20 protein-coding genes are annotated in these 19482 nt (G+C 72.6%); 4 read left to right on the top strand and 16 right to left on the bottom strand.

The features are described from left to right. Positions 1–23: 23 nt before the first annotated feature. The 6 genes from ACFYOS_RS24330 to ACFYOS_RS24305 all read right to left on the bottom strand — a co-directional run bounded on the left by ACFYOS_RS24330 (position 24) and on the right by ACFYOS_RS24305 (position 6421). A complete protein-coding gene (locus ACFYOS_RS24330; RefSeq protein WP_387145845.1) occupies positions 24–854 on the bottom strand; it encodes a carbohydrate ABC transporter permease in 831 nt (276 codons plus the stop codon). Beyond that, a complete protein-coding gene (locus ACFYOS_RS24325) occupies positions 851–1837 on the bottom strand; it encodes a carbohydrate ABC transporter permease (RefSeq protein ID WP_387145842.1) in 987 nt (328 codons plus the stop codon). The genes ACFYOS_RS24330 and ACFYOS_RS24325 overlap by 4 nt, the downstream gene beginning before the upstream one ends. Beyond that, positions 1834–3126, bottom strand: a complete 1293-nt coding sequence (locus tag ACFYOS_RS24320; protein ID WP_387145839.1) for a sugar ABC transporter substrate-binding protein — start codon at positions 3124–3126, stop codon at positions 1834–1836. Before ACFYOS_RS24320 ends, ACFYOS_RS24325 begins: the two co-directional genes overlap by 4 nt. A 230-nt stretch (positions 3127–3356) precedes the next feature. Continuing rightward, on the bottom strand, positions 3357–3638 hold the full coding sequence (locus ACFYOS_RS24315) for a GlsB/YeaQ/YmgE family stress response membrane protein (RefSeq protein ID WP_387145836.1): 282 nt from the start codon (positions 3636–3638) through the stop codon (positions 3357–3359). A gap of 275 nt (positions 3639–3913) precedes the next feature. After that, positions 3914–5791: a translation elongation factor 4 gene (lepA, locus tag ACFYOS_RS24310; protein ID WP_387145834.1), complete on the bottom strand. Its 1878-nt coding sequence runs from the start codon at positions 5789–5791 to the stop codon at positions 3914–3916. A gap of 93 nt (positions 5792–5884) precedes the next feature. Next, positions 5885–6421 (bottom strand): DUF4240 domain-containing protein, encoded by a 537-nt coding sequence (locus tag ACFYOS_RS24305; protein ID WP_387145831.1) that lies wholly within the window; start codon positions 6419–6421, stop codon positions 5885–5887. Between the two features lie 63 nt (positions 6422–6484). On the opposite strand from ACFYOS_RS24305, the gene ACFYOS_RS24300 reads away from it, so the two are divergent. Together ACFYOS_RS24300 and rpsT are read left to right on the top strand one after the other, a co-directional pair. Next, positions 6485–7465: an aminoglycoside phosphotransferase family protein gene (locus tag ACFYOS_RS24300; protein WP_387145829.1), complete on the top strand. Its 981-nt coding sequence runs from the start codon at positions 6485–6487 to the stop codon at positions 7463–7465. 123 nt (positions 7466–7588) lie between these two features. Then, positions 7589–7855, top strand: a complete 267-nt coding sequence (gene rpsT / locus ACFYOS_RS24295) for a 30S ribosomal protein S20 (RefSeq protein WP_387145826.1) — start codon at positions 7589–7591, stop codon at positions 7853–7855. A 184-nt stretch (positions 7856–8039) separates the two neighbouring features. Here the strand turns inward: rpsT and ACFYOS_RS24290 are convergent, their stop codons facing one another. Both ACFYOS_RS24290 and holA read right to left on the bottom strand, forming a co-directional pair. After that, entirely contained in the window at positions 8040–8513 is a 474-nt protein-coding gene (locus ACFYOS_RS24290) for a hypothetical protein (RefSeq protein ID WP_387145823.1), read from the bottom strand. Then, a complete protein-coding gene (gene holA, locus ACFYOS_RS24285; RefSeq protein WP_387145820.1) occupies positions 8510–9490 on the bottom strand; it encodes a DNA polymerase III subunit delta in 981 nt (326 codons plus the stop codon). Before holA ends, ACFYOS_RS24290 begins: the two co-directional genes overlap by 4 nt. Before the next feature lie 280 nt (positions 9491–9770). On the opposite strand from holA, the gene ACFYOS_RS24280 reads away from it, so the two are divergent. Further along, positions 9771–10922 (top strand): glycosyltransferase, encoded by a 1152-nt coding sequence (locus tag ACFYOS_RS24280; RefSeq protein WP_387145818.1) that lies wholly within the window; start codon positions 9771–9773, stop codon positions 10920–10922. Positions 10923–10986: 64 nt separating this feature from the next. Here ACFYOS_RS24280 and ACFYOS_RS24275 read toward each other — a convergent pair whose 3' ends face one another. The 8 genes from ACFYOS_RS24275 to nadD form a co-directional block, all read right to left on the bottom strand. After that, positions 10987–13446, bottom strand: a complete 2460-nt coding sequence (locus ACFYOS_RS24275) for a ComEC/Rec2 family competence protein (protein WP_387145815.1) — start codon at positions 13444–13446, stop codon at positions 10987–10989. Then, positions 13446–14339, bottom strand: coding sequence for a helix-hairpin-helix domain-containing protein (locus tag ACFYOS_RS24270; protein ID WP_387145812.1), 894 nt, complete (start codon positions 14337–14339; stop codon positions 13446–13448). The genes ACFYOS_RS24275 and ACFYOS_RS24270 overlap by 1 nt, the downstream gene beginning before the upstream one ends. 163 nt (positions 14340–14502) lie before the next feature. After that, positions 14503–15225: an alpha/beta fold hydrolase gene (locus tag ACFYOS_RS24265; RefSeq protein ID WP_387145809.1), complete on the bottom strand. Its 723-nt coding sequence runs from the start codon at positions 15223–15225 to the stop codon at positions 14503–14505. A gap of 5 nt (positions 15226–15230) precedes the next feature. Next, positions 15231–15998, bottom strand: a complete 768-nt coding sequence (locus ACFYOS_RS24260) for an SDR family NAD(P)-dependent oxidoreductase (RefSeq protein WP_387145805.1) — start codon at positions 15996–15998, stop codon at positions 15231–15233. A 4-nt stretch (positions 15999–16002) separates the two neighbouring features. After that, on the bottom strand, positions 16003–16857 hold the full coding sequence (locus tag ACFYOS_RS24255) for a DegV family protein (protein WP_387145802.1): 855 nt from the start codon (positions 16855–16857) through the stop codon (positions 16003–16005). A gap of 48 nt (positions 16858–16905) precedes the next feature. Beyond that, complete coding sequence (locus ACFYOS_RS24250) at positions 16906–17535, bottom strand: histidine phosphatase family protein (protein WP_387145799.1); 630 nt, start codon at positions 17533–17535, stop codon at positions 16906–16908. Continuing rightward, complete coding sequence (gene rsfS / locus ACFYOS_RS24245; protein ID WP_123240508.1) at positions 17532–17936, bottom strand: ribosome silencing factor; 405 nt, start codon at positions 17934–17936, stop codon at positions 17532–17534. Before rsfS ends, ACFYOS_RS24250 begins: the two co-directional genes overlap by 4 nt. Positions 17937–18046: 110 nt before the next feature. Further along, positions 18047–18643: a nicotinate-nucleotide adenylyltransferase gene (gene nadD, locus ACFYOS_RS24240; protein WP_387145795.1), complete on the bottom strand. Its 597-nt coding sequence runs from the start codon at positions 18641–18643 to the stop codon at positions 18047–18049. Positions 18644–18787: 144 nt separating this feature from the next. Here nadD and ACFYOS_RS24235 point away from each other — a divergent pair, with 144 nt between their 5' ends. Next, the gene (locus ACFYOS_RS24235; protein WP_387145792.1) at positions 18788–19426 is read left to right on the top strand and encodes a PadR family transcriptional regulator; all 639 of its coding nucleotides are present in this window, start codon (positions 18788–18790) and stop codon (positions 19424–19426) included. Positions 19427–19482 lie beyond the last annotated feature (56 nt).

Below are 19482 nucleotides of genomic sequence, written 5' to 3'. Positions count from 1 at the left end.
GGGCGGACCGGGGCACCAGGTGATCAGCCCTTGACGGCCCCGGCGACCAGGCCGGAGACCATCCGGCGCTGGACCAGCAGGAAGAAGACGATCACCGGCAGGGTGAACAGCGTCGAGGCGGCCATCACCGATCCCCAGGCGGTGTCGTCCCGCCCGAAGAAGAAGGTCATCGCGACCGGCAGGGTGTACCGGTCCTGGTCGTTGATGAAGGTCAGCGCGAAGATCAGCTCGTTCCACGCGGTGATGAAGGAGAAGATGCTGGTCGCCACCAACCCGGGTGCGACCAGCGGGAAGAGGATCTTGCGGAAGGTCTGGATCCGGCTGGCGCCGTCGATCGCCGCCGCCTCCTCCAGCTCCTTCGGCACCGCGGCCACGAAGCCGCGCAGCATCCAGACCGCGAACGGCAGCGAGAAGCCGAGGTAGGTCAGGATCAGGCTGGGCAGGGTGTTGTAGAGCCCGAGCCGCTGGATCATCAGGAAGAGCGGGATGACCAGCGCCTCCAGCGGGATCATCTGCACCACGAGCAGCAGGATCAGGAACGTGGTGCGCAGCCGGAACCGGAACCGGGCCACCGCGGTCGCTGCGAGCAGCGCGACCAGCCCGCTGAGCAGCACGGTCGCCACCGCGACCAGGGCGCTGTTGAGGAAGAAGTCGGTGAAGGTGACGCCCGGGATGAGGTTGCCGGTGAGGATCTCCCGGAAGTGCTCCAGGGTCGGCTCGGTCGGCACCGGATGCGGGGTGGCCGAGAAGATCTCCCGGTTGGGCTTCAGCGAGGTGGCGACCATCCAGTAGACCGGGAACGCGGCGAAGAGCGCGACCAGCAGGCCGGCACCGTTGAGGGCGATCTTCTTCACGCCTCGTCCTCCTGCCGGAGCACCATGCGGACGTACAGGGCGGTCACCACGAGCAGGATCAGGGTGAGGATGACCGCGATCGCCGACCCGAGGCCGTACTTGGGCGGCGGCGAGAACGCCTCCGCGTACGAGTAGATCGAGAGCATGAACGTCGACCGGTCCTGGGTGCCGCCGGCCAGCACGAACTGCTGGGTGAAGACCTTGAAGTCCCAGATCGTGGAGAGCACCACCAGGATGCCGAAGACCGGGCGCAGCATCGGGAAGGTGACCGACCAGAAGACCCGCCACGGCCCGGCTCCGTCCACCCGGGCGGCCTCCTGGAGCTCGCTCGGCACGCTCTTCAGCCCGGCCAGCACGCTCACCGCGATGAACGGGAACGAGTGCCAGACCACCACGAGGGTGAGGATCGCGAAGAAGAGCAGCGGGTCGTTGAACCAGCCGTAGCCGGTCCAGTCGCTGCGCCCGAAGAGCGCGGTGGAGAGCCCGTCCGGCAGTGCGTTGAACAACCAGGTGACCAGGCCGCTGGTGTCGTCGAAGATCCACTTCCAGACGATGGTGCCGGTGAGCGCCGGGGTGGCCCAGGCCAGCATCACGCAGCTCGCCACGAAGGTGGCCATCTTCCGGCCGAGCCGGTTGAGCAGCAGCCCGACCAGGGTGCCCAGGATCATCGTGAGCACCACGTTCGCCGCGGCGAACAGCACAGTGTTGCGCAGCACCGTACGGAAGAACGGGTCACCGAGGATCTGCGCGTAGTTGGCGAGGCCCACCCACGGCCACTCGCGGTCTCCGCGCAGCTGCCGGACGCTGTCCAGCTTGAAGAAGGACATCGCGACGACCTGGCCGAGCGGCCAGAGCAGCAGCCCCGCGATGATCGCCAGACAGGGCAGGAGCAGTACGTACGGCAGGTGATCCACGCGGCGACGCCGCCGCGCGGGGGTCTCCCGCGCGGCGGCTGTGCCGGTGGCCTCGGTCAGCGTGGTCACTTGGCGTTGAGGATGCTTTCCATCTCGGTGGCCGCGTCGGCGGTGGCCTTCTCGACCGTCTTCTGGCCCTTGATGACCGAGCTGTTCATCGCCTGGGTCACCGTCTTGGTGCGACTGACCTCGACCCACTTCGGGGTGAGCGGGGTCAGCTTGGTGTTCTGCATGGCGGTGGCGAACGCGGCCATCACCTTGTCGTTGGCGTAGTTGCCGCCGCTGACCAGGTCCTTGTACACCGGGAAGAAGCCGAGGCTGCTGGCGAACTCCTGGTCCTTCTGCTTGCTCAGCAGCACGGTCAGGTAGTCCCAGGCCAGGTCCTGCTTCTTGCTGTCCTTCCACAGGGCGATGTCGGAACCGCCGGCGAAGGCCGGGGCCGGCTTGCCGTCCGGGCCGGGGATGGGGAACGTGCCCCACACCTTCTCGATGGCGGGGTTGTCCTTCTTCATCGCGCCGCCCTGCCAGCTACCGGCGAACGCCATGGCGGCCTTGCCGGTGGAGAACTGGGTCCGGGCGTCGATCTCGTTCCAGTTGGCGGCGGCCGGCGGGGCGACCTTGTGCACGGTCACCAGGTCGGTCCAGAACTTGACCGCCTTCTGCGCCTCGGGCGTGTTGTAGCCGGACTTCCAGGTGTCGCCCTGCTTGGTGGCGATCTCGCCGCCCGAGGCCCACAGGAAGGAGTAGAACGGCAGCTCGGAGTTGCCGGGCAGGGCGATGCCGTAGGTGCCCGGCTTCTTGGCCTGGACGGCCTTCGCGGTGGCGACCAGCTCGTCCCAGGTCGTCGGCGGCTTCACGCCGGCCTCGGCGAACCAGTCGGTGCGGTAGTAGATGGCGCGGACGCCGGCGTACCACGGGACGCCGTACTGCTTGCCGTCGAGCTGGGCGTTCTTCACCAGGTCGGGGAGGATGTCCTTGCCCTCGCCCCAGCCGTTGAACTTGCCCGTGACGTCGGCGAGAGCCTCCTGCGCCGCCCAGCCCTGGGTCTCGGTGTTGCCCAGCTCGGTGACGTCCGGTCCCTCACCACCGGCGAGCGCGGCCTGGAACTTCTTCGGCGCCTCGAGCCAGGGGATGTACTGCACCACGACGTCGGTCTCGGGGTGCTTCTTCTTGAACTCGGCCTCGACGCCGTCGAGGAACTTGGTCTGGGCGTCGCCGCCCTCACCCATCATCCAGACCGTCAGCTTGCTGTTGTCGGCGGCCTTGTCGTCGTCGCCGGAGCCACCGCACCCGGCCAGCACCATCGCGGCCGAGGCCACGATGGCGGTGACCGGGGCCAGCCGCTTCCACCTGTTCACGCCACATCTCCCCTCGCGCCGCTTGGCACTAACCTTCCCCGCCGCACCTTAGTAGGAAAATTTCCTTTACAACAGGGGGTACTCGCGACGTCCGGGCGAGGCGACGGTATCGCAGGCTGCCGCCCGGACGGCAGGGGTGCCGTCCGGGCAGCTCACGACGGGTGGGGCAGACGCGAGCGGGCGCCCGACCGTCAGGCCGGGCGCCCGCTGGGGCGTTTCGGGGGTGTGCGTCAGTAGCGCGAGAGGTGGCGCCGGCGACCCACGCCGGCCACCAGGGCCACGGCGATGGCGGCCAGCACGACCTGCACCAGCAACTCCATCCAGTCGATACCGGCGGTCGCCGTGGCGATACCCAGAGCCCGGGCGACGACGGTGCCGAGCAGCGCCGCACCCACGCCGATCAGCATGTGCAGCCACATCGGCATGTTCTGCCGGCCCGGAACGACCAGGCGACCCAGCGCGCCGACGATCAGACCAACGAAAAGCGCGGTGATGATGCCCCAGACGGTCATGGTCGCTCTCCTCCTCATCCTCAAGATGTGTCACACGGTGTCGTGTGTCCGCTGTCGTGACCGCTAAGTTCCCGAGCGGCCGAAAACCCAAACCGAATTCGATGACGAACCCCACCAAACAGCTCCGACCAGGGCCTTCTCCCCGGACATGCGCCGGCCGCCGGTGGTTTCGCATTGACAGCCCAGGTACGCGAAACGGCCGGCGCCCCGGGCGGACGGACCCGTGGTACGGGTCGCCGCGAGCGGGGCGCCGGCCGTGCGTCGGCGTCGGGCGGTTACTTCTTGCCGGCCGTCTTGGCGTCGCCGGTGTCCGACGAGAGCGCCGCGATGAAGGCCTCCTGCGGGACCTCCACCCGGCCCACCATCTTCATCCGCTTCTTGCCCTCCTTCTGCTTCTCCAGCAGCTTGCGCTTCCGGCTGATGTCACCGCCGTAGCACTTGGCGAGCACGTCCTTCCGGATGGCGCGGATGGTCTCCCGGGCGATCACCCGGCTGCCGATGGCGGCCTGGATGGGCACCTCGAACTGCTGGCGCGGGATCAGGGCGCGCAGCTTCGCGGCGATGGTGGTGCCGTAGTTGTACGCCTTGTCCTTGTGCACGATGGCGCTGAACGCGTCCACCGGCTCGCCGTGCAGCAGGATGTCCACCTTGACCAGGTCGGACACCTGCTCGCCGGAGGGCTCGTAGTCCAGCGACGCGTACCCCTTGGTGCGGCTCTTCAACTGGTCGAAGAAGTCGAAGATGATCTCGGCCAGCGGCAGGGTGTAGCGCAGCTCCACCCGGTCGGCGGAAAGGTAGTCCATGCCGAGCAGGCTGCCCCGGCGACCCTGGCACAGCTCTATCACCGCGCCGACGTAGTCGTTGGGGGTGAGCACGGTGGCCCGCACCGTCGGCTCGTACACCTCGGCGATCTTGCCGGTCGGGTACTCGCTCGGGTTGGTCACCACGATCTCCTCGCCGTCCTCCTGGACGGCCCGGTAGACCACGTTCGGCGCGGTGGAGATCAGGTCGAGGTTGAACTCCCGCTCCAGCCGCTCCCGGATGATCTCCAGGTGCAGCAGGCCGAGGAAGCCGCAGCGGAACCCGAAGCCGAGCGCCCCGGAGGTCTCCGGCTCGTACGTCAGCGCGGCGTCGTTGAGCTTGAGCTTGTCCAGGGCGTCGCGCAGGTTCGGATAGTCGGAGCCGTCGATCGGGTAGAGGCCCGAGTAGACCATCGGCTTCGGGTCCTTGTAGCCGCCGAGCGCCTCCTTCGCCGGGTTGGCGTTGATGGTGACCGTGTCACCGACCCGGGACTGCCGGACGTCCTTCACGCCGGTGATCAGGTAGCCCACCTCGCCGACGCCCAGCGCGTCGGCCTTCTCCATCTCCGGGGAGATGACGCCGATCTCCAGCAGCTCGTGGGTGGCGCCGGTGGACATCATCTTGATCCGGTCGCGGGCGCCGATCCGGCCGTCGACCACCCGGACGTAGGTGACCACGCCCCGGTAGACGTCGTACACCGAGTCGAAGATCATCGCCCGGGCCGGGGCCTCGGCCTGGCCGACCGGCGGCACGAACTGCCGGACGATCTCGTCGAGCAGGTACGGCACGCCCTCACCGGTCTTGCCGGAGACCTTGATGCAGTCCGCCGGGTCCCCGCCGATCAGGTGGGCGAGCTCCTCGGCGTACTTCTCCGGCTGGGCGGCCGGCAGGTCGATCTTGTTGAGCACCGGGATGATGTGCAGGTCGTTCTCGAGGGCCAGGTAGAGGTTGGCGAGGGTCTGCGCCTCGATGCCCTGCGCGGCGTCGACGAGCAGGATCGCGCCCTCGCAGGCCGCGAGGGACCGGGACACCTCGTAGGTGAAGTCGACGTGGCCCGGGGTGTCGATCATGTTGAGCACGGCGGTCTCGCCGGCCCGGTCGCCCTCCCGGATGGTCCACGGCATGCGGACGGCCTGGCTCTTGATGGTGATGCCACGCTCGCGCTCGATGTCCATCCGGTCGAGGTACTGGGCGCGCATCTGCCGGGGGTCGACCACGCCGGTGAGCTGCAGCATCCGGTCGGCCAAGGTCGACTTCCCATGGTCGATGTGGGCGATGATGCAGAAGTTCCTGATGCGCGCCGGGTCGGTGGCACCAGGAGCGTTCGCGCCGGGATCGAGCGTCGGTGGCACAGCGGTCCGTTCTGGTCGGCTGACGTGAGCGGGCCGGCGCGACGCCGGCCCCCTCTATGCTCCCACGTCGCGCGGGACGCCGGTCCTCCCCCGTCACTCCTCGGGCGGCGCCACGAACAGGGCGGCGAGCCGGGGCAGCCGCCGCCGTGCCTCGTCCTCGTCGTCGAAGTCCCAGAAGTCGTTGAGGTCCGGCTCCGCGGCCGGCTCACGGTCCGCCGGCAGCTCGGCCGCGGTCGCCTTCCGGTACGCCTCCCACGGCACCGCGAGCATGTCCTCGCACTCGAACTCCTCGCCGCTGAGCGCCGCGGCCCGGACCTGGGGCAGCTCGGCCAGGGAGTCCGGGTCGGCCACCGCCTTCGCGAACACCGCCCGGCCCTGGGTCATCAGCCAGCCCCGGAAGTACTCGAAGCCGTCGTCCGAGGCACCGCCGTTGATCAGGTAGGCCGCGCCCCACAGGTCGACCTGGTGCGAGGCGGCGAGCACCCGCCGCTGGTGCTGGAAGTACCCGACGATCTCGTCCGGGGCCCGCTCGGCGAGCAGGGCGACCGCCCGAGCGGCCACCGCGTCGGGCTCGCCCCCGGCCCCGGCGCGGGCGGAGTCGATCAGCTGCCAGAACTCGTCGGTCCTCATGGCTGGCCAGTCTGGCAGAGCGGACCGACAGCCGGCTCCGCGCCGGTGGGGCAGCATGGACCGGTGCGCAGGATCTCCCTCCCCCCGGTGCCGTACGACGCGACGGCCGTCCGCCCCGACTGGGCGGCGCTCCCGGCCGGGCTGCGGGACGCGGTCGCCGCGCGGCTCGGCGGCACCCCGACCGCGGTCCGGGTGGCCGGTGCCGGCTTCACCCGGGGCTTCGCCGCGGTGCTCACCGGCCCCGACGGCGACCGGGTCTTCGTCAAAGCCGCCGCACTGGCCGGGCAGCGGCACCTGGTCGACTGGTACGCCCACGAGGCCGCGATCCTGGCTCGGCTCCCCGCCGGCCTGCCGGTTCCCCGGCCACGCTGGGCGTTCACCGAGGCCGGCTGGTACGCGCTCGCCCTGACGGCCGTCGACGGGCGCACCCCCCGGCTGCCCTGGGACCCGGCCGAGCTGGACGCCGCTCTCGCCGCGTACGCCGAGGTCGCCGCCGCGCTCGCCGCCCCGCCGGCGGACCTCGTCACGCTCGGGCTGCCCCGCCTCGCCGACCTGGCCCGCGACGACATCCTGTGGTGGGGCGAGGTGGCCGCCGGCCGCGAGCCGGCACCCGACCTGCCGGCGTGGACGCCGCTGCCCGAGTTGGTGGCGCTGGAGTCCCGGCTGCCCGGCTACGCCGCCGCCGGCGCCGGGCTGGCCCACGGCGACCTGCGGGTGGACAACCTGCTGCTGGACCCGGCGGGCCGGGCCTGGATCTGCGACTGGACCTGGCTCTGCCACGGGCCGGCCTGGTTCGACCTGGTCAGCCTGCTGATCACCGGCTACGCCAGCGGCCTGGACGCGGACGCCGCCTTCGCCGCCCACCCGGCGTCGGCCGACGCCCCGGCCGACGCGCTCGACGTGACCCTCGCGGCACTGGCCGGATACTTTCTCACCGGCGCGGCGGCCGGCCCGTCGAACGCCTCCCCGCACATCCGGGCACACCAGCGGTGGAGCGGCGAGCAGGCGCTCGGCTGGCTGGCCGACCGGCAGGGCTGGACCTGAGGCGGGCTGAGCCGTTTTGGCTCGTCCAGGCCGACCTGGTAACCTGACACTTCGCGCGGCGATGACGCATGCTCGTCGTGCGCGGAAGCAGACCAACCCGAGCTATCAAGACGAGGCTGTCGCGTGGCGAACATCAAGTCCCAGATCAAGCGCAACCGGCAGAACGAGAAGCGCCGGCTGCGTAACAAGTCGGTCAAGTCGTCGCTGAAGACCGCCATCCGGAAGTTCAACGAGGCTGCCGAGGCCGGCGACACCGAGAAGGCCACCGCCCTCATGCGGGACGCCGCCCGCAAGCTGGACAAGGCTGCCAGCAAGGGCGTCATTCACGCCAACCAGGCGGCCAACCGGAAGTCGGCGATCGCCAAGCGCGTCGCCACGTTCTCGGCCTGACGAGCGCCCTCAGATTCTGACCGGAAGCCCCGGGGTACCCGCCCCGGGGCTTCCGGCTGTCGGCGTTCCCCGAGGCCTTCACGACCGCACAACTTCAGGCAAGTTGCTGCCTCGCTGGTGACGGAGGCAGCAACTTCCCTGACGTTGCTGCTCTCCGCGCTCGGTGGGTCCGGCCGGTCGACGGTCAGGGGAACGGGTGGTGGCGGGCGGGGTCGGGTCGGCGGTCTCCCGCGTCGGATTGGAGCTCCGGGTCGCCGGGGCGGGCCGCCCGCAGCGCCGGGTCACCGCCGCGCACCACTCCGGGCAGCGGCCGGGCCGCCGACGGCACCGAGGCCCGCCCGACGACCGGCGCCATCTGCCGGCGGAAGCGGTCCCGCTCCTGCTCCGGCACCTGCGCCGCGGTGCGGATCACCACCTCGGCGACCAGGTCGTTGAGCTTGACCATGGTCGCCACCACCGCCGGCAGGACCAGGACCGCCCACCAGGTGACCAGCTCGGCGAGGGCGAGCAGCACGGCGAGCACCAGCGCCCCCTCGAAGAAGAGGAAGCAGAGCACCCCGCCCGGGTTGACGAAGCGCAACCCGAGCACCCGGGCGTAGAGCGGGCGGTACCGATCCCCGTCTGTGGGGACGGTCGCCCAGCGCCGGGGTCGGGTCACCGGGCGCCGCCCTGCCGCGCCGCGGCTACGGAGAACACCGCCCGCTCCAGCGCGTACGCCCGGTCGTCGGCGCCGCCCTTGACGGCCGCGTTGCACTCGGCGGCCGCCCGCATGGCCTCGACCAGGCCCTCCGGCGTCCAGCCCCGCCCCTGCCGCTGGGCCCGCTCGATCTTCCACGCCGGCATGCCCAGGCTGCTGGCGAGCTGGTAGGGGCTGCCCCGCCCGGCGGAGGCGACCCGGGCCACCGTACGGACCCCGTCGGCGAGCGCGTCGGCGATCGGCACCGGGTCGACGCCGACGTGCAGCGCCCAGCGCAGCGCCTCCAGGGCGGCGGGCACGTCACCGACCATCGTCGCGTCGGCGACGGTGAAGCCGCTCACCTCGACCCGACCCTTGTAGTACCGGGCGACGGTGTCCGCCCCGATCCGCCCGTCGGTGTCCGCGACGAGCTGCGAGCAGGCGGCGGCCAGCTCGCGCAGGTCGGTGCCGACGGCGACGATCAACGCCTCGGCCGCGTCCTCGGTGCACTTGCCCCCGCTGCGGCGGATCTCGTCCCGCACGAAGGCGACCCGATCGCGGTGGCCCTTGAGCTTCGCCGCCGGTACCACGGTCGCGCCCGCCGCGCGCAGCCCGTCGGCGAACGCCTTCCCCTTCGCGCCGCCGAGGTGCAGCGCCACCAGCTGCACGTCGGGGTCCGGGTTCTTCGCGTACGCCAGGAGCGCGGTGACCAGGTCCTTGCGGGCATCCTGGGCGGAGCGGAGCACGAGCACCCGGCGCCCGCCGAAGAGGGAGGGGCTGAGCATCTCGGCGATCTCGCCCACCGTCAGCGAACCGGCCTGGTACTCCCGGACGTCGACGTCGGGGTCGACGCTGCGGGCCCGGGCGACGGCTTCGGTGACCGCTCGCGTGGCGAGCAGCTCCTCATCGCCGAGAACGAGCAGAATAGGGGGCAGGCTGGCGGGGGTCACGTCGCCCATATTCGCACGGCCCTCGATCGGATCGTGCCTGGTCATCGAGGACTGTGACGACGCAGCCCGCAGCCAGCGCAAATCCAGACATTTACCTCGGCCCAGCAAACCATCTCGAATCCCGTCGGCGCCCGGGCTGCCCGCCACTCAGGTCCGCCCCGAGCTCTGCCCCAATTCTGATAATTTCTCACGACCGCCAGTCTTGCTGCGGCAGTATCCCTTTCGGGGGGACCTCGACCACCTCCCCGGCCTTTCGCCGGGACGGTTGGCCCGTTCAGGGAGGTTCACAGTGAAGGTCCTGCACGTGATCACCGGCCTCGGCATCGGTGGAGCGGAAACGCAGCTCGAACTGCTGCTCAGACACACCCGGCATGAGCCCGAGGTGGTCACGCTCTCCGACCGCGGCCAGGTCGCCGACACCATCGCGCAAGGCGGTGTGCGGGTCCGTGACCTCGCCATGACCCGCAGCACCGAGGTGTCCGCACTGGGCCGGTTGCACCGGATCATCCGGGAGGGACGCTACGACGTCGTCCACACCCACCTCTACCGCGCCCAGATCTACGGGCACCTCGCCGCACGCCTCGCCGGCACCCGGGCGATCGTGACCACCGAGCATTCCGTCGGCGAGACGCACGTCGGACGCCGGCGGATGACCATGCCGGTACGGGCCGTGTACCGCACTGCCGAACGCTGCTCGCACGCCACGATCGCGGTGTCGGACGTGGTCCGGAACCGGCTGGTGGCCTGGGGCGTGCCGAGCCGGAAGATCACAGTGGTTCCGAAGGCGGTCGACTTCGCCGCCGTCGCGTTCGACCCGGTCGGCCGGGTGAACGTGCGGATGGACTGGGGCATCGGACCGAACGTCCAGGTCATCGGAGTGGTCGGCCAGCTCGGCCTCGACAAGCGGGTTGACCTGGTGATCCGGGCGGCCGCGCCGCTGCTCGGTGAAAAGCGGCGCCTCGTGGTGGCCGGTGACGGCGAGGAACGCGAGCGTCTCGAGCAGATCGTCCGGGAGGTCGGGGTGACGGAGCACGTGCTCTTCGCCGGAGCGCGCCGGGACCTGGGCGCGGTGCTGTCGTCGTTCGACATGCTTGTCGCCGCGCCGGCGCAGGAGACGTTCGGGTTGACCATGCTGGAGGCGCTGGGCAACGGGCTCCCCCTGCTCTACACCAACTGCCCCACGTTGGACGGCATCGTCGTCGAGCGGGCGCGGCAGGTGCCCGGCGACGAGGTCGGGCTGCGTCGGGAACTGGCCGCCGAACTGCACGCACCGCTGCACCCGCGCACGCTCGTACCCGCACTGTGTGAGCGGTACGGCATCGAGAGCGTGGCCGCCCGGATCGACGACCTGTACGAACGGACAGCGGCGCGGGGTCCTGCGCTGGAGCGCGTCACCGAGACGGAGGAGGAGTGGCACGGGGACCTCTCGCCGTCAGCGTGAGGGGTGAAGGCGTACTGGCGGTTGCCACTGCGCGGCGGGGGAAACTCCGCGCCAGATCGAGGCGTCAGGGCTGCCGCCCAGGACTGATGCCGCGCGCCGCCACCGCGAACCGGCGCCCGTCCCACACCGCCGCCGCGTCCCCATCGGTGTCGGTACGCAGCACCCGGGCGCCACCCCGGGTCAGCCGGCCCAGCAGGCCCAGGTTCGGGTGCCCGTAGTCGTTGTCGGCGCCGACCGACACCAGCGCCACGGCGGGCCGGACCGCGTCAATGAACTCCGGGTCCTGGTAGGCCGAGCCGTGATGGGCGACCTTCAGCACGTCGGCGCGGAACGCGCCGGGCGGGCCGGTCTCCAGCAGCGCGCGCTGCTCCTCGGTCTCGGCATCCCCAGCCAGCAGGATCCGCACCCCGGCCACGGTCGCCGCGACCACCAGGGAGTTGTTGTTCGGATCCGACCGGCTGCCCCGCAGCGGGTACGGCGGCCCGAGGACGACCAGCTCCACTCCCCCGGCCCGCCAGCGCCAACCCACCGGCACCGTACGCAGCTCGGCAGCGCCGCTGCGAGCCGCCTCGCGTACCTGGGACACGCCGTAGGGCGGCTCCGCCCACTCCGGGGTCACCACGTCCGCCACCCGGCGTCCGCGGAACACCCCGGCGACGCCGCCCACGTGGTCGGCGTGGAAGTGGCTGACCACGAACAACGGCACCTCGCGTACGCCGAGTCGGCGCAGGCAGCCGTCCACCCCGGAGGGATCCGGTCCGGCGTCGACCACCACCGCCCGACCGGTGGCGACCGGCAGCACGATCGCGTCCCCCTGCCCGACGGCACAGGCGACGACCACCCAGCCCGCCGGCGGCCAGCCGGAGGCGAGCAGCCGGACCGGCAGCGTGCCGAGCACCACCGCGACCGCGCAGACCGCGACGAGCCGGCGGACCAGCGGTCGCCGGGTGGCGAGCAGCAGCGCCACGGTGAGCGTAGTCAGCAGCAGGGCCCCGGTCACCCCGCCCGGCCAGGGCAACGTCCCGGCGGGCAGCCGCGCTCCCTGTCCGGCGATGAGCAGCAGCCACCGGGCCGGCCAGCTCGCCAGCCAGGCGGCGAACTCGGCACCCGCGGGCCAGACCGGCGACACCGCGGCGGCGAGCACGCCGAGCACGGTGGCGGGTGCGACGGCCGGCACCGCCAGCAGGTTCGCCGGCACCGCGACCAGGCTCACCGTCCCCGACAGGCCGGCGATCACCGGCCCGCAGGCGACCTGCGCGGCGGCCGGCACGGCGAGGGCCTCGGCCAGCCCCGTCGGTACGCCCCGGCGACGCAGGGCGTCCCGCCAGCCGGGGGCGAACAGCAGCAGCCCGCCGGTGGCGCACACGGAGAGCGCGAAGCCCGGGTCCCCGGCCAGCTCGGGGTCGACCAGCAGCAGCACGGTGACCGCGGCGGCGAGCGCGGGCAGCGCGGCCCGGGGCCGGCCGGCGGCGAGCGCGGCCAGCCCGATCGCGCCCATCGCCGCGGCCCGCACCACGCTGGCGGACGGCTGGACCAGGATGACGAACCCGATCAGGGCCAGTACGCAGAGCACCACGGCGCTCCGGGGACCGGCCCGGGCCCAGCGGGCGAGCAGCAGCACCGCCCCGACGACGATCGCGACGTTCGAGCCCGACACCGCGTTCAGGTGGGTCATGCCGGTGGTCCGGAAGTCCTCCTCGACGGCCGGTGGCAGCCGACTGGTGTCCCCGACGACCAGCCCGGGCAGCAGCCCGCCCGGCTCGTCGGGAAGCGGCTCGCACGCGCGGTGCAGCCCGGCACGGAGGGCGCCGGCGGCGCGCTGCGGCCACGGCGGCGCACCGTGCAACGTGGGCGCTCCGTTCGCGGTGAGCACGACTGCCGTCAGGTCGCCGCCGCGTGGGTCGGCCAGCCGGCCCCGGGCGGTCGCCCGCTGCCCGGGTAGCAGCGTCCGCCACGCCGGATCGGTCGCCAACACCAGGCCCCGCACCGACCCGGTGACCCGTCGGACCCCGGTGCCGGTGCCGGCGTCGGCGTCGGCGTCGGCGTCGGCGGGGGTGAGGCTCACCAGGTCGGCCTGGAGCAGCAGGGTGGCCGGCCGGCCCGGCGCACCCCGGACCGGACGCGGGTCGTCCCGCACCACCAGTTCCGCGGTGACCCGCGCTCGCTCAGCAGCGAGCGCCCGCACCGGGGCGGCGTCGCGGACCGCCACCCGCGCGGCGGTGGCGGTCGCGCCGCAGACCACGCCGAGCAGCACGGCGACGGCGATCCAGCCGTACCGGCGGACGGGGGCGGCCGGGCGGCCCAACAGGCCGCACAGGTGGACGCCGAGGCCGCCGGCCAGACCGGCGGCCACCCCGGCGAGGGTGGCCGATTCGCCCGCGGTGAGGCGCAGCCCGGCCAGGGCGGCGAGCCACGCGGCCACGGCGAGCCCAGCCAGCCGCAGGTCGGGAATGCCCTCCGCCGCCCCGGCGAACCTTTCCGCGTTCGTCTGGTCGTGGTGGGCAGGTGTCGAGAGTCGGGACATCACACCGTCACCAAGTCCTTGAGCTGCTCGTACCGGGCGTCGCCGATGCCGTCGACCTGGCGCAGGTCGGAGACGGACCGGAAGCCGCCGTGCTGCTCGCGGTGGTCGAGGATCCGCTGGGCGAGCACCGGGCCGACGCCGGGCAGCGCGTCGAGCTGGGCCAGAGTGGCCGTGTTCAGGTTGACCGGGCCACCTGGTGCCGCACCGGCCGCCGGCTGCCCGGCTTGGCCGGGCGGGGCGGCCTGGCCGGGCGGGGCCGTCACGCCAACCAGGATCAGCTCGCCGTCGGTGACCTTGCGGGCCGGGTTGAGCAGGGCGACATCGACGCCGGGCAGCGCACCGCCGGCCGCCTCGACGGCGTCGGCGACCCGGGCATCGGCGGGCAGCCGGACCAGGCCGGGACGGCGCACCTTGCCGGCGACCGCGACCACGAGCTGGGCTGTCGCCCCGGGCGAGGCGACCGCGGAGGGCTGCGGCGAGTCCGGCGCGGCGACCGTCGACAGCGGCTGGACCGGCTCGGCGTGTGGGCGGGACCGCCAGGCCCAGAGGCCGGCGGCCAGCACCACGATCGCGGCGACGACGGCCAGGGCCCGGACACCCCGCCGGCCAGGATCGAAGGCACCCGGCCCAGGCAACCGGGAGAGCCGGGCGGACGGACTGCCGGGTGACTCCTGCTCCGGCTCGCCAGTCGGGGCGGCCTCAGTAGGCCCGGTGGCCGTTCGCACGATCGCGTCAGACCGCGGGCCGGAACCTCCCGATCGCCTGCCGCGCCGCTGTGTGGCGGGTCCGCCAGGGAGCAGATCGAACGTCGGCCAGTCCTGCTCCCCGTGGGCACCCGGGTCGAACAGCCGGGACAGCCGCCGTCGCACCACGCTCTCCTCGTCGTCTGACACGGCGAGAGGCTAGGCCCGAGGACGGGCGCTGCTCAGGTAGGAGCGGCGATCCTGTGGACGGGGGGTTCCCTTGTGGACAACCGCCTGATCACGCCGAGGATGTGCTACCAGGCGCGGGCACGGTAGGCCCAGCTGTGAACGACCCGACGACAGGCAGGCCGTGCTATGCGGCCGGCGACAGCTCCCGGGCGAACCGGCGTACGGCGTCAGTGACGGCCGCCGGGGCGTCGAAGTTGGCGAGGTGCCCGGCACCCGGGACCACCTCGACGCGGGCACCGGGATGGGCGCGGGCGAACTCCCGCTCACCGGAGCGGAACACCCGGTCCCGCTCCCCGTTGAGGATGAGCACGGGGGCGCGCACCGCGGCGAGGCTGGACGCGTCGAACCGACCCAGCATGTCCCGCCAGGCGACCGGTAGGGTGTGGAAGGCGTACCCATCGGCGATGGTGGCGTCGACGACGTCCGGCGGGTAGAGGCGGCGCAGCAGCCGGTCGTTCCACCAGGTCAGCCGGGCCGCCGGCAGCCGGCCGACCAGCGCCGCCACCAGCCGGTACGGGACGGTGCGCGGCCCGGTGGTGGCCACGCTCGCGCCCATCAGCACCAGCCCGGCCAGCAGGTCCGGATGCCGCCGCGCGAAGTGCAGCGAGACGTACCCGCCGAGCGAGTGCCCCACCATCACGGCCGGCCCCGCGTCGAGGTCGCGGACCGCCTCGGCCACGACGTCGGCGGCCCGCTCCAGGTCCCACGGCTCGGTCGAGCGGCTACCGTGCCCGGGCAGGTCGACGGCCGCCACCGGGAACTCGGCGGCGAGGGCGGCCAGTTGCGGCTGCCACTGACCCCGGGCGAAGCGGGTGCCGTGCACGAGGACGATCGGCGGGCGCTCCACAGTGTTCAGTGTGCCTCCGGGTCGAGGCCGAGCGCCGCGCGGCCTCCGTCCACCAGCAGGGTCACCCCGTTGACGAACGTGGCCCGCTCGGACAGCAGGAACGCGACCACGTCGGCCACCTCCCCGGTACGCCCGATCCGGCCGACCGGGTGCAGCCGGGCCAGCTCCGACCCGATTCGGTCCGCCTCGGCGGGGGCGAGCCCGGCCAGGAAGGCGGCGTGCCGCTCGGTGTGGATCGAGCCGAGCGCGACGGCGTTGGTGCGGATCCCCCAGCCGCCGTACTCCACGGCGAGCGCCCGGGTCAGCCCCTCCACGGCCGCCTTCGCGGTGGCGTACGGCAGGGCGCCCGGCACCGCCCGACGGGCCTGGTGGGAGGAGACGTTGACGATCGCACCGCCGGTGCCGGCGGCGAGGAAGCGGCGTACCGCCGTCGCGGCGCCGACCACGGCGGGGCGCAGGTTCCGGTCGATCAGCGCGCACACCTCGGCGGCGGGCGCGGTGTGCAGGGAGGCGTCCCGGAACACGGCGGCGTTGTTGACCCAGCCGGCCAGCGGCGCGGCCGCCTCGGCCAGGTCGGCGGCCCGTCCGGCGACCTCGTCGTCGGACGCGTCGCCAACGATCGGGTGCAGCCGGTCGGCGGCCGGGTGGTCGGCGAGCCACGCGAGCGCCGCCCGGTCCCGCTCGACGACGACCACGGTGCCGCCGTCGGCCGCGAGGCGTTCCACGATCGCCCGTCCGACGCCCCGGCCCCCGCCGGTCACCACATGGGACACCAGGTCACCCGGCGGCTCGGCGATGGACGACGACGCAGGCCAGGCCCGGTCCGGCGTGCGCCGCGACCACCGCCCCGGCCTCGGTGACGTAGGTGTCGTGCAGGCGGTCGCCGAGCCGTTCGGTCAGCGCCGCCACCAACTGCTCGGCGCGTTGCGGCGCGGCGAGGTGGTGCACGGCCAGGTCCACCTCGGCGTCGCCGGCCGCCTCGACCGCCAGGTCGACCAGGCGCGCCACGCCCCGGCCGGCGGTCCGGACCTTGTCCCGGACCACGATCGTGCCGTCCGGCATGTGCATGATCGGCTTCACCGAGAGAGCGGTGCCGAGCAGCGCCTCGGCCGCGTTGATCCGGCCGCCCCGGCGCAGGAACTCCAGGGTGTCGACGTAGAAGAAGATGGTGGTGCGGTCGATCGCGTCAACCGCCGCCACGCGTACCCCGTCGAGGTCCGCGCCCCGCTCGGCGGCGGCCGCAGCGGCGAGCACCGGGAAGCCCAGGCCCATGCCGGTGGAGCGGCTGTCGACCACCGCGATCCGGTCGCCGTCCTCGGCGGCGGCGAGCCGGGCCGCCTCGACGGTGCCGGACAGCTCGGCCGACAGGTGCACCGAGACGACGCCGTCGGCGCCACCGGCGAGCAGCGTGCGGTAGACCTGCGCGAACTGCTCCGGGGCCGGCCGGGAGGTGCTCACCGAGACCCGTCGGCCGCTGAGCACACGGGTGGCGTCGTCCGGATACGTCTCCACCCCTTCCAGGCCCTCCGCGCCGTTGAGCACGACGGTCAACGGGACGACGGTGAGCCGGTGCGCGCGCACCAGTTCGGGCGGGAGGTAGGCGGTGGAGTCGGTGACGACCGCGACGGGCATGCCCGGCACGCTAGCCGATGTCGCCCCGACACGCCTGGGCCGGACGGCTCAGACCGCGTCGGTCAGCGCCGGCTGCGTGATGAGCCCGACATTGTGCGCGCGCAGGTGCCAGCCCCGCACGTCGTCGTGGCGCAGCTCAGTCCAGTGGCAGTTGGCCAGCGAACCGATGGTCCGCAGCACGGCGTGGTCCCAGCCGAGCAGGTGGCCGACGCCCTGCCGGGCGCCGCCGCCGTGCGTGGTCACCACGACGGTGCCACCGACGGCCAGGTCGGCCGCGTCCTGGAAGGCGGCGCCGAGCCGCTTGCCCAGGTCGTCGAGGGATTCGATGCCGGCGCCCGGGTCGGGGTCACCGGCGCGCCAGCGGGCGTACGCCGCGGGGAAACGCTCGGCGACCTCGGTGAGAGTGAGCCCCTGCCACTCGCCGAAGTGCCGCTCGCGCAGCCGGGCGTCGGTGCGTACCGGCAGCCCGGTGAGCGCGGCGAGCGCCGCGGCGGTGTCGGCGGCCCGGCGCAGGTCGCTGGCCACGATGGCGTCCGGACGCAGTGCGGCCAGCACCGGCGCGGCGGCGCGAGCCTGCTCCCGACCGAGGTCGTTGAGGGATACGTCGGTCTGCCCCTGGACCCGGCTGGTGGCGTTCCAGTCGGTGTTGCCGTGTCGCCAGACGATCAGGCGGGTCATTCGGCGCTGGCGGTGCCGGCGGTCGAGTCGGCCAGGTCCCGGTCCACGAACGGGATCTGCGGGCAGTCCTTCCACAGCCGGTCGAGGGCGTAGAACTCGCGCTCCTCGGTGTGCTGCACGTGCACCACGATGTCGACGTAGTCGAGGAGCACCCAGCGCCCGCCCCGCTCGCCCTCGCGCCGGACCGGCTTGGCCTTCTCCGGCAGCTCCAGCAGCCGCTCCTCGATGGCGTCGACGATGGCCAGCACCTGGCGCTCGTTCGGGGCGGCGGCCAGCACGAACGCGTCGGTGATGGCCAGCTGGTCGCCCACGTCGATGATGACGATGTCCTGCGCCTTCTTGTCGGCCGCCGCCTGGGCCGCGGCCATGGCCAGCTCGTGAGCGCGTTCGGAAACTGTCACCGTTCTCCTTCGATCAACCGTGCGACCCTCCAAGCCTCTCACACCCGGTGGACCGGCGACTTGTCAGTTCTGGTCGATTACCCGGACAACCGCTCGCATTCTCGGCGGAATCACCGCTGGTAGAGACGCCGCTTGGCGATGTACTGCACCACACCGTCCGGCACCAGGTACCAGACCGGCTCGCCCCGGGCCACCCGCGCCCGGCAGTCGGTCGAGGAGATCGCCATGGCCGGGACCTGCACCAGACTGACCGTGTCGGCCGGCAGGTGCTTGTCGGAGAGTTCGAAGCCGGGACGGGTCACCCCGATGAAGTGGGCCAGCTCGAACATCCGGTCCACCTCCTTCCAGGACAGGATGCGATCCAGCGCGTCCGCCCCGGTGATGAAGAAGAGCTGGACCTTCGGGCCGTACTCGTCGTGCAGGTCCTGGAGGGTGTCGACGGTGTAGGTCGGGCCGCCCCGGTCGATGTCGACCCGGCTGACCTGGAACCGGGGGTTGGAGGCGGTGGCGATCACCGTCATGAGATAGCGATCCTCGGCCGAACTGACCGGCTCGTCCGTCTTCTGCCAGGGCTGGCCGGTGGGGACGAAGACCACCTCGTCCAGGCCGAACCGGTCCGCCACCTCGCTGGCCGCCACCAGGTGCCCGTGGTGGATCGGATCGAAGGTACCACCCATGATCCCGATCCGCCGGATGTCTTCCTCCACCCCGCGATCGTAGGCGGAACCGCGGACACCGTCCGGTGGGCCCCGTCCGCGGCTCGCGCGCTGCGGAAGGGGCTTCCCCAAACTCGACGGTTGGCCATATACTCGGATGCGAGTAATCGGAAGCGAGTAATGAGGAGGGGTGGCATGCCCGGGCGGCGGAAGGTCGGCAACCTCACGGCGTTGGCCGTGCTCGCCGTCCTGGTCGAGCGCCCAATGCACCCGTACGAGATGGCCACCACCCTCCGCGGCCGAGGCAAGGACCAGGACATGGGCATCAAGTGGGGGTCCTTCTACACCGTGGTCCGCAACATGGAACGGCACGGGCTGATCGCGGCCGTGGAGAGCGTCCGCGAGGGCCGACGCCCGGAGCGCACCGTCTACCGGATCACCGACGACGGCCGGGCCGAGCTGGTCGACTGGGCCCGGGAGCTGGTCGCCACGCCGGCTGCGGAGCAGCCCCGCTTCCGCGCCGGGCTGTCGGTGCTCGCCGCACTCCACCCGGACGAGGCCACCGCGCTCCTGCACCGACGGCTGGCGCAGCTGGAGGACGGGATCAGCAGCGAGCGCGAGACGCTCGCGGCGCACGCCCAGGTGGTACCGCGCCTTTTCCTGGTCGAGAACGAGTACGACCTGACGATCCGGGAGGCGGAAGCCGCCTGGATCCGCTCCCTGCTGGCCGAGATCACCTCGGGCAGCTACCCGGGGCTGGCCGAGTGGCGGGCCTACCACGAGGCCGGCGCACCCGGATCGGGCCCGACGGGAGGGGGCGGCACCACCACGTGATGGACGGCCCCGGCTCGGTGCGCCAACACCGCGCCGGGGCCCTTACCTCGAACCGA

This window comes from Micromonospora sp. NPDC005806 (assembly GCF_042871425.1).
Taxonomy (GTDB): domain Bacteria; phylum Actinomycetota; class Actinomycetes; order Mycobacteriales; family Micromonosporaceae; genus Micromonospora.
This window is presented reverse-complemented; position numbering and strand designations above follow the sequence as displayed.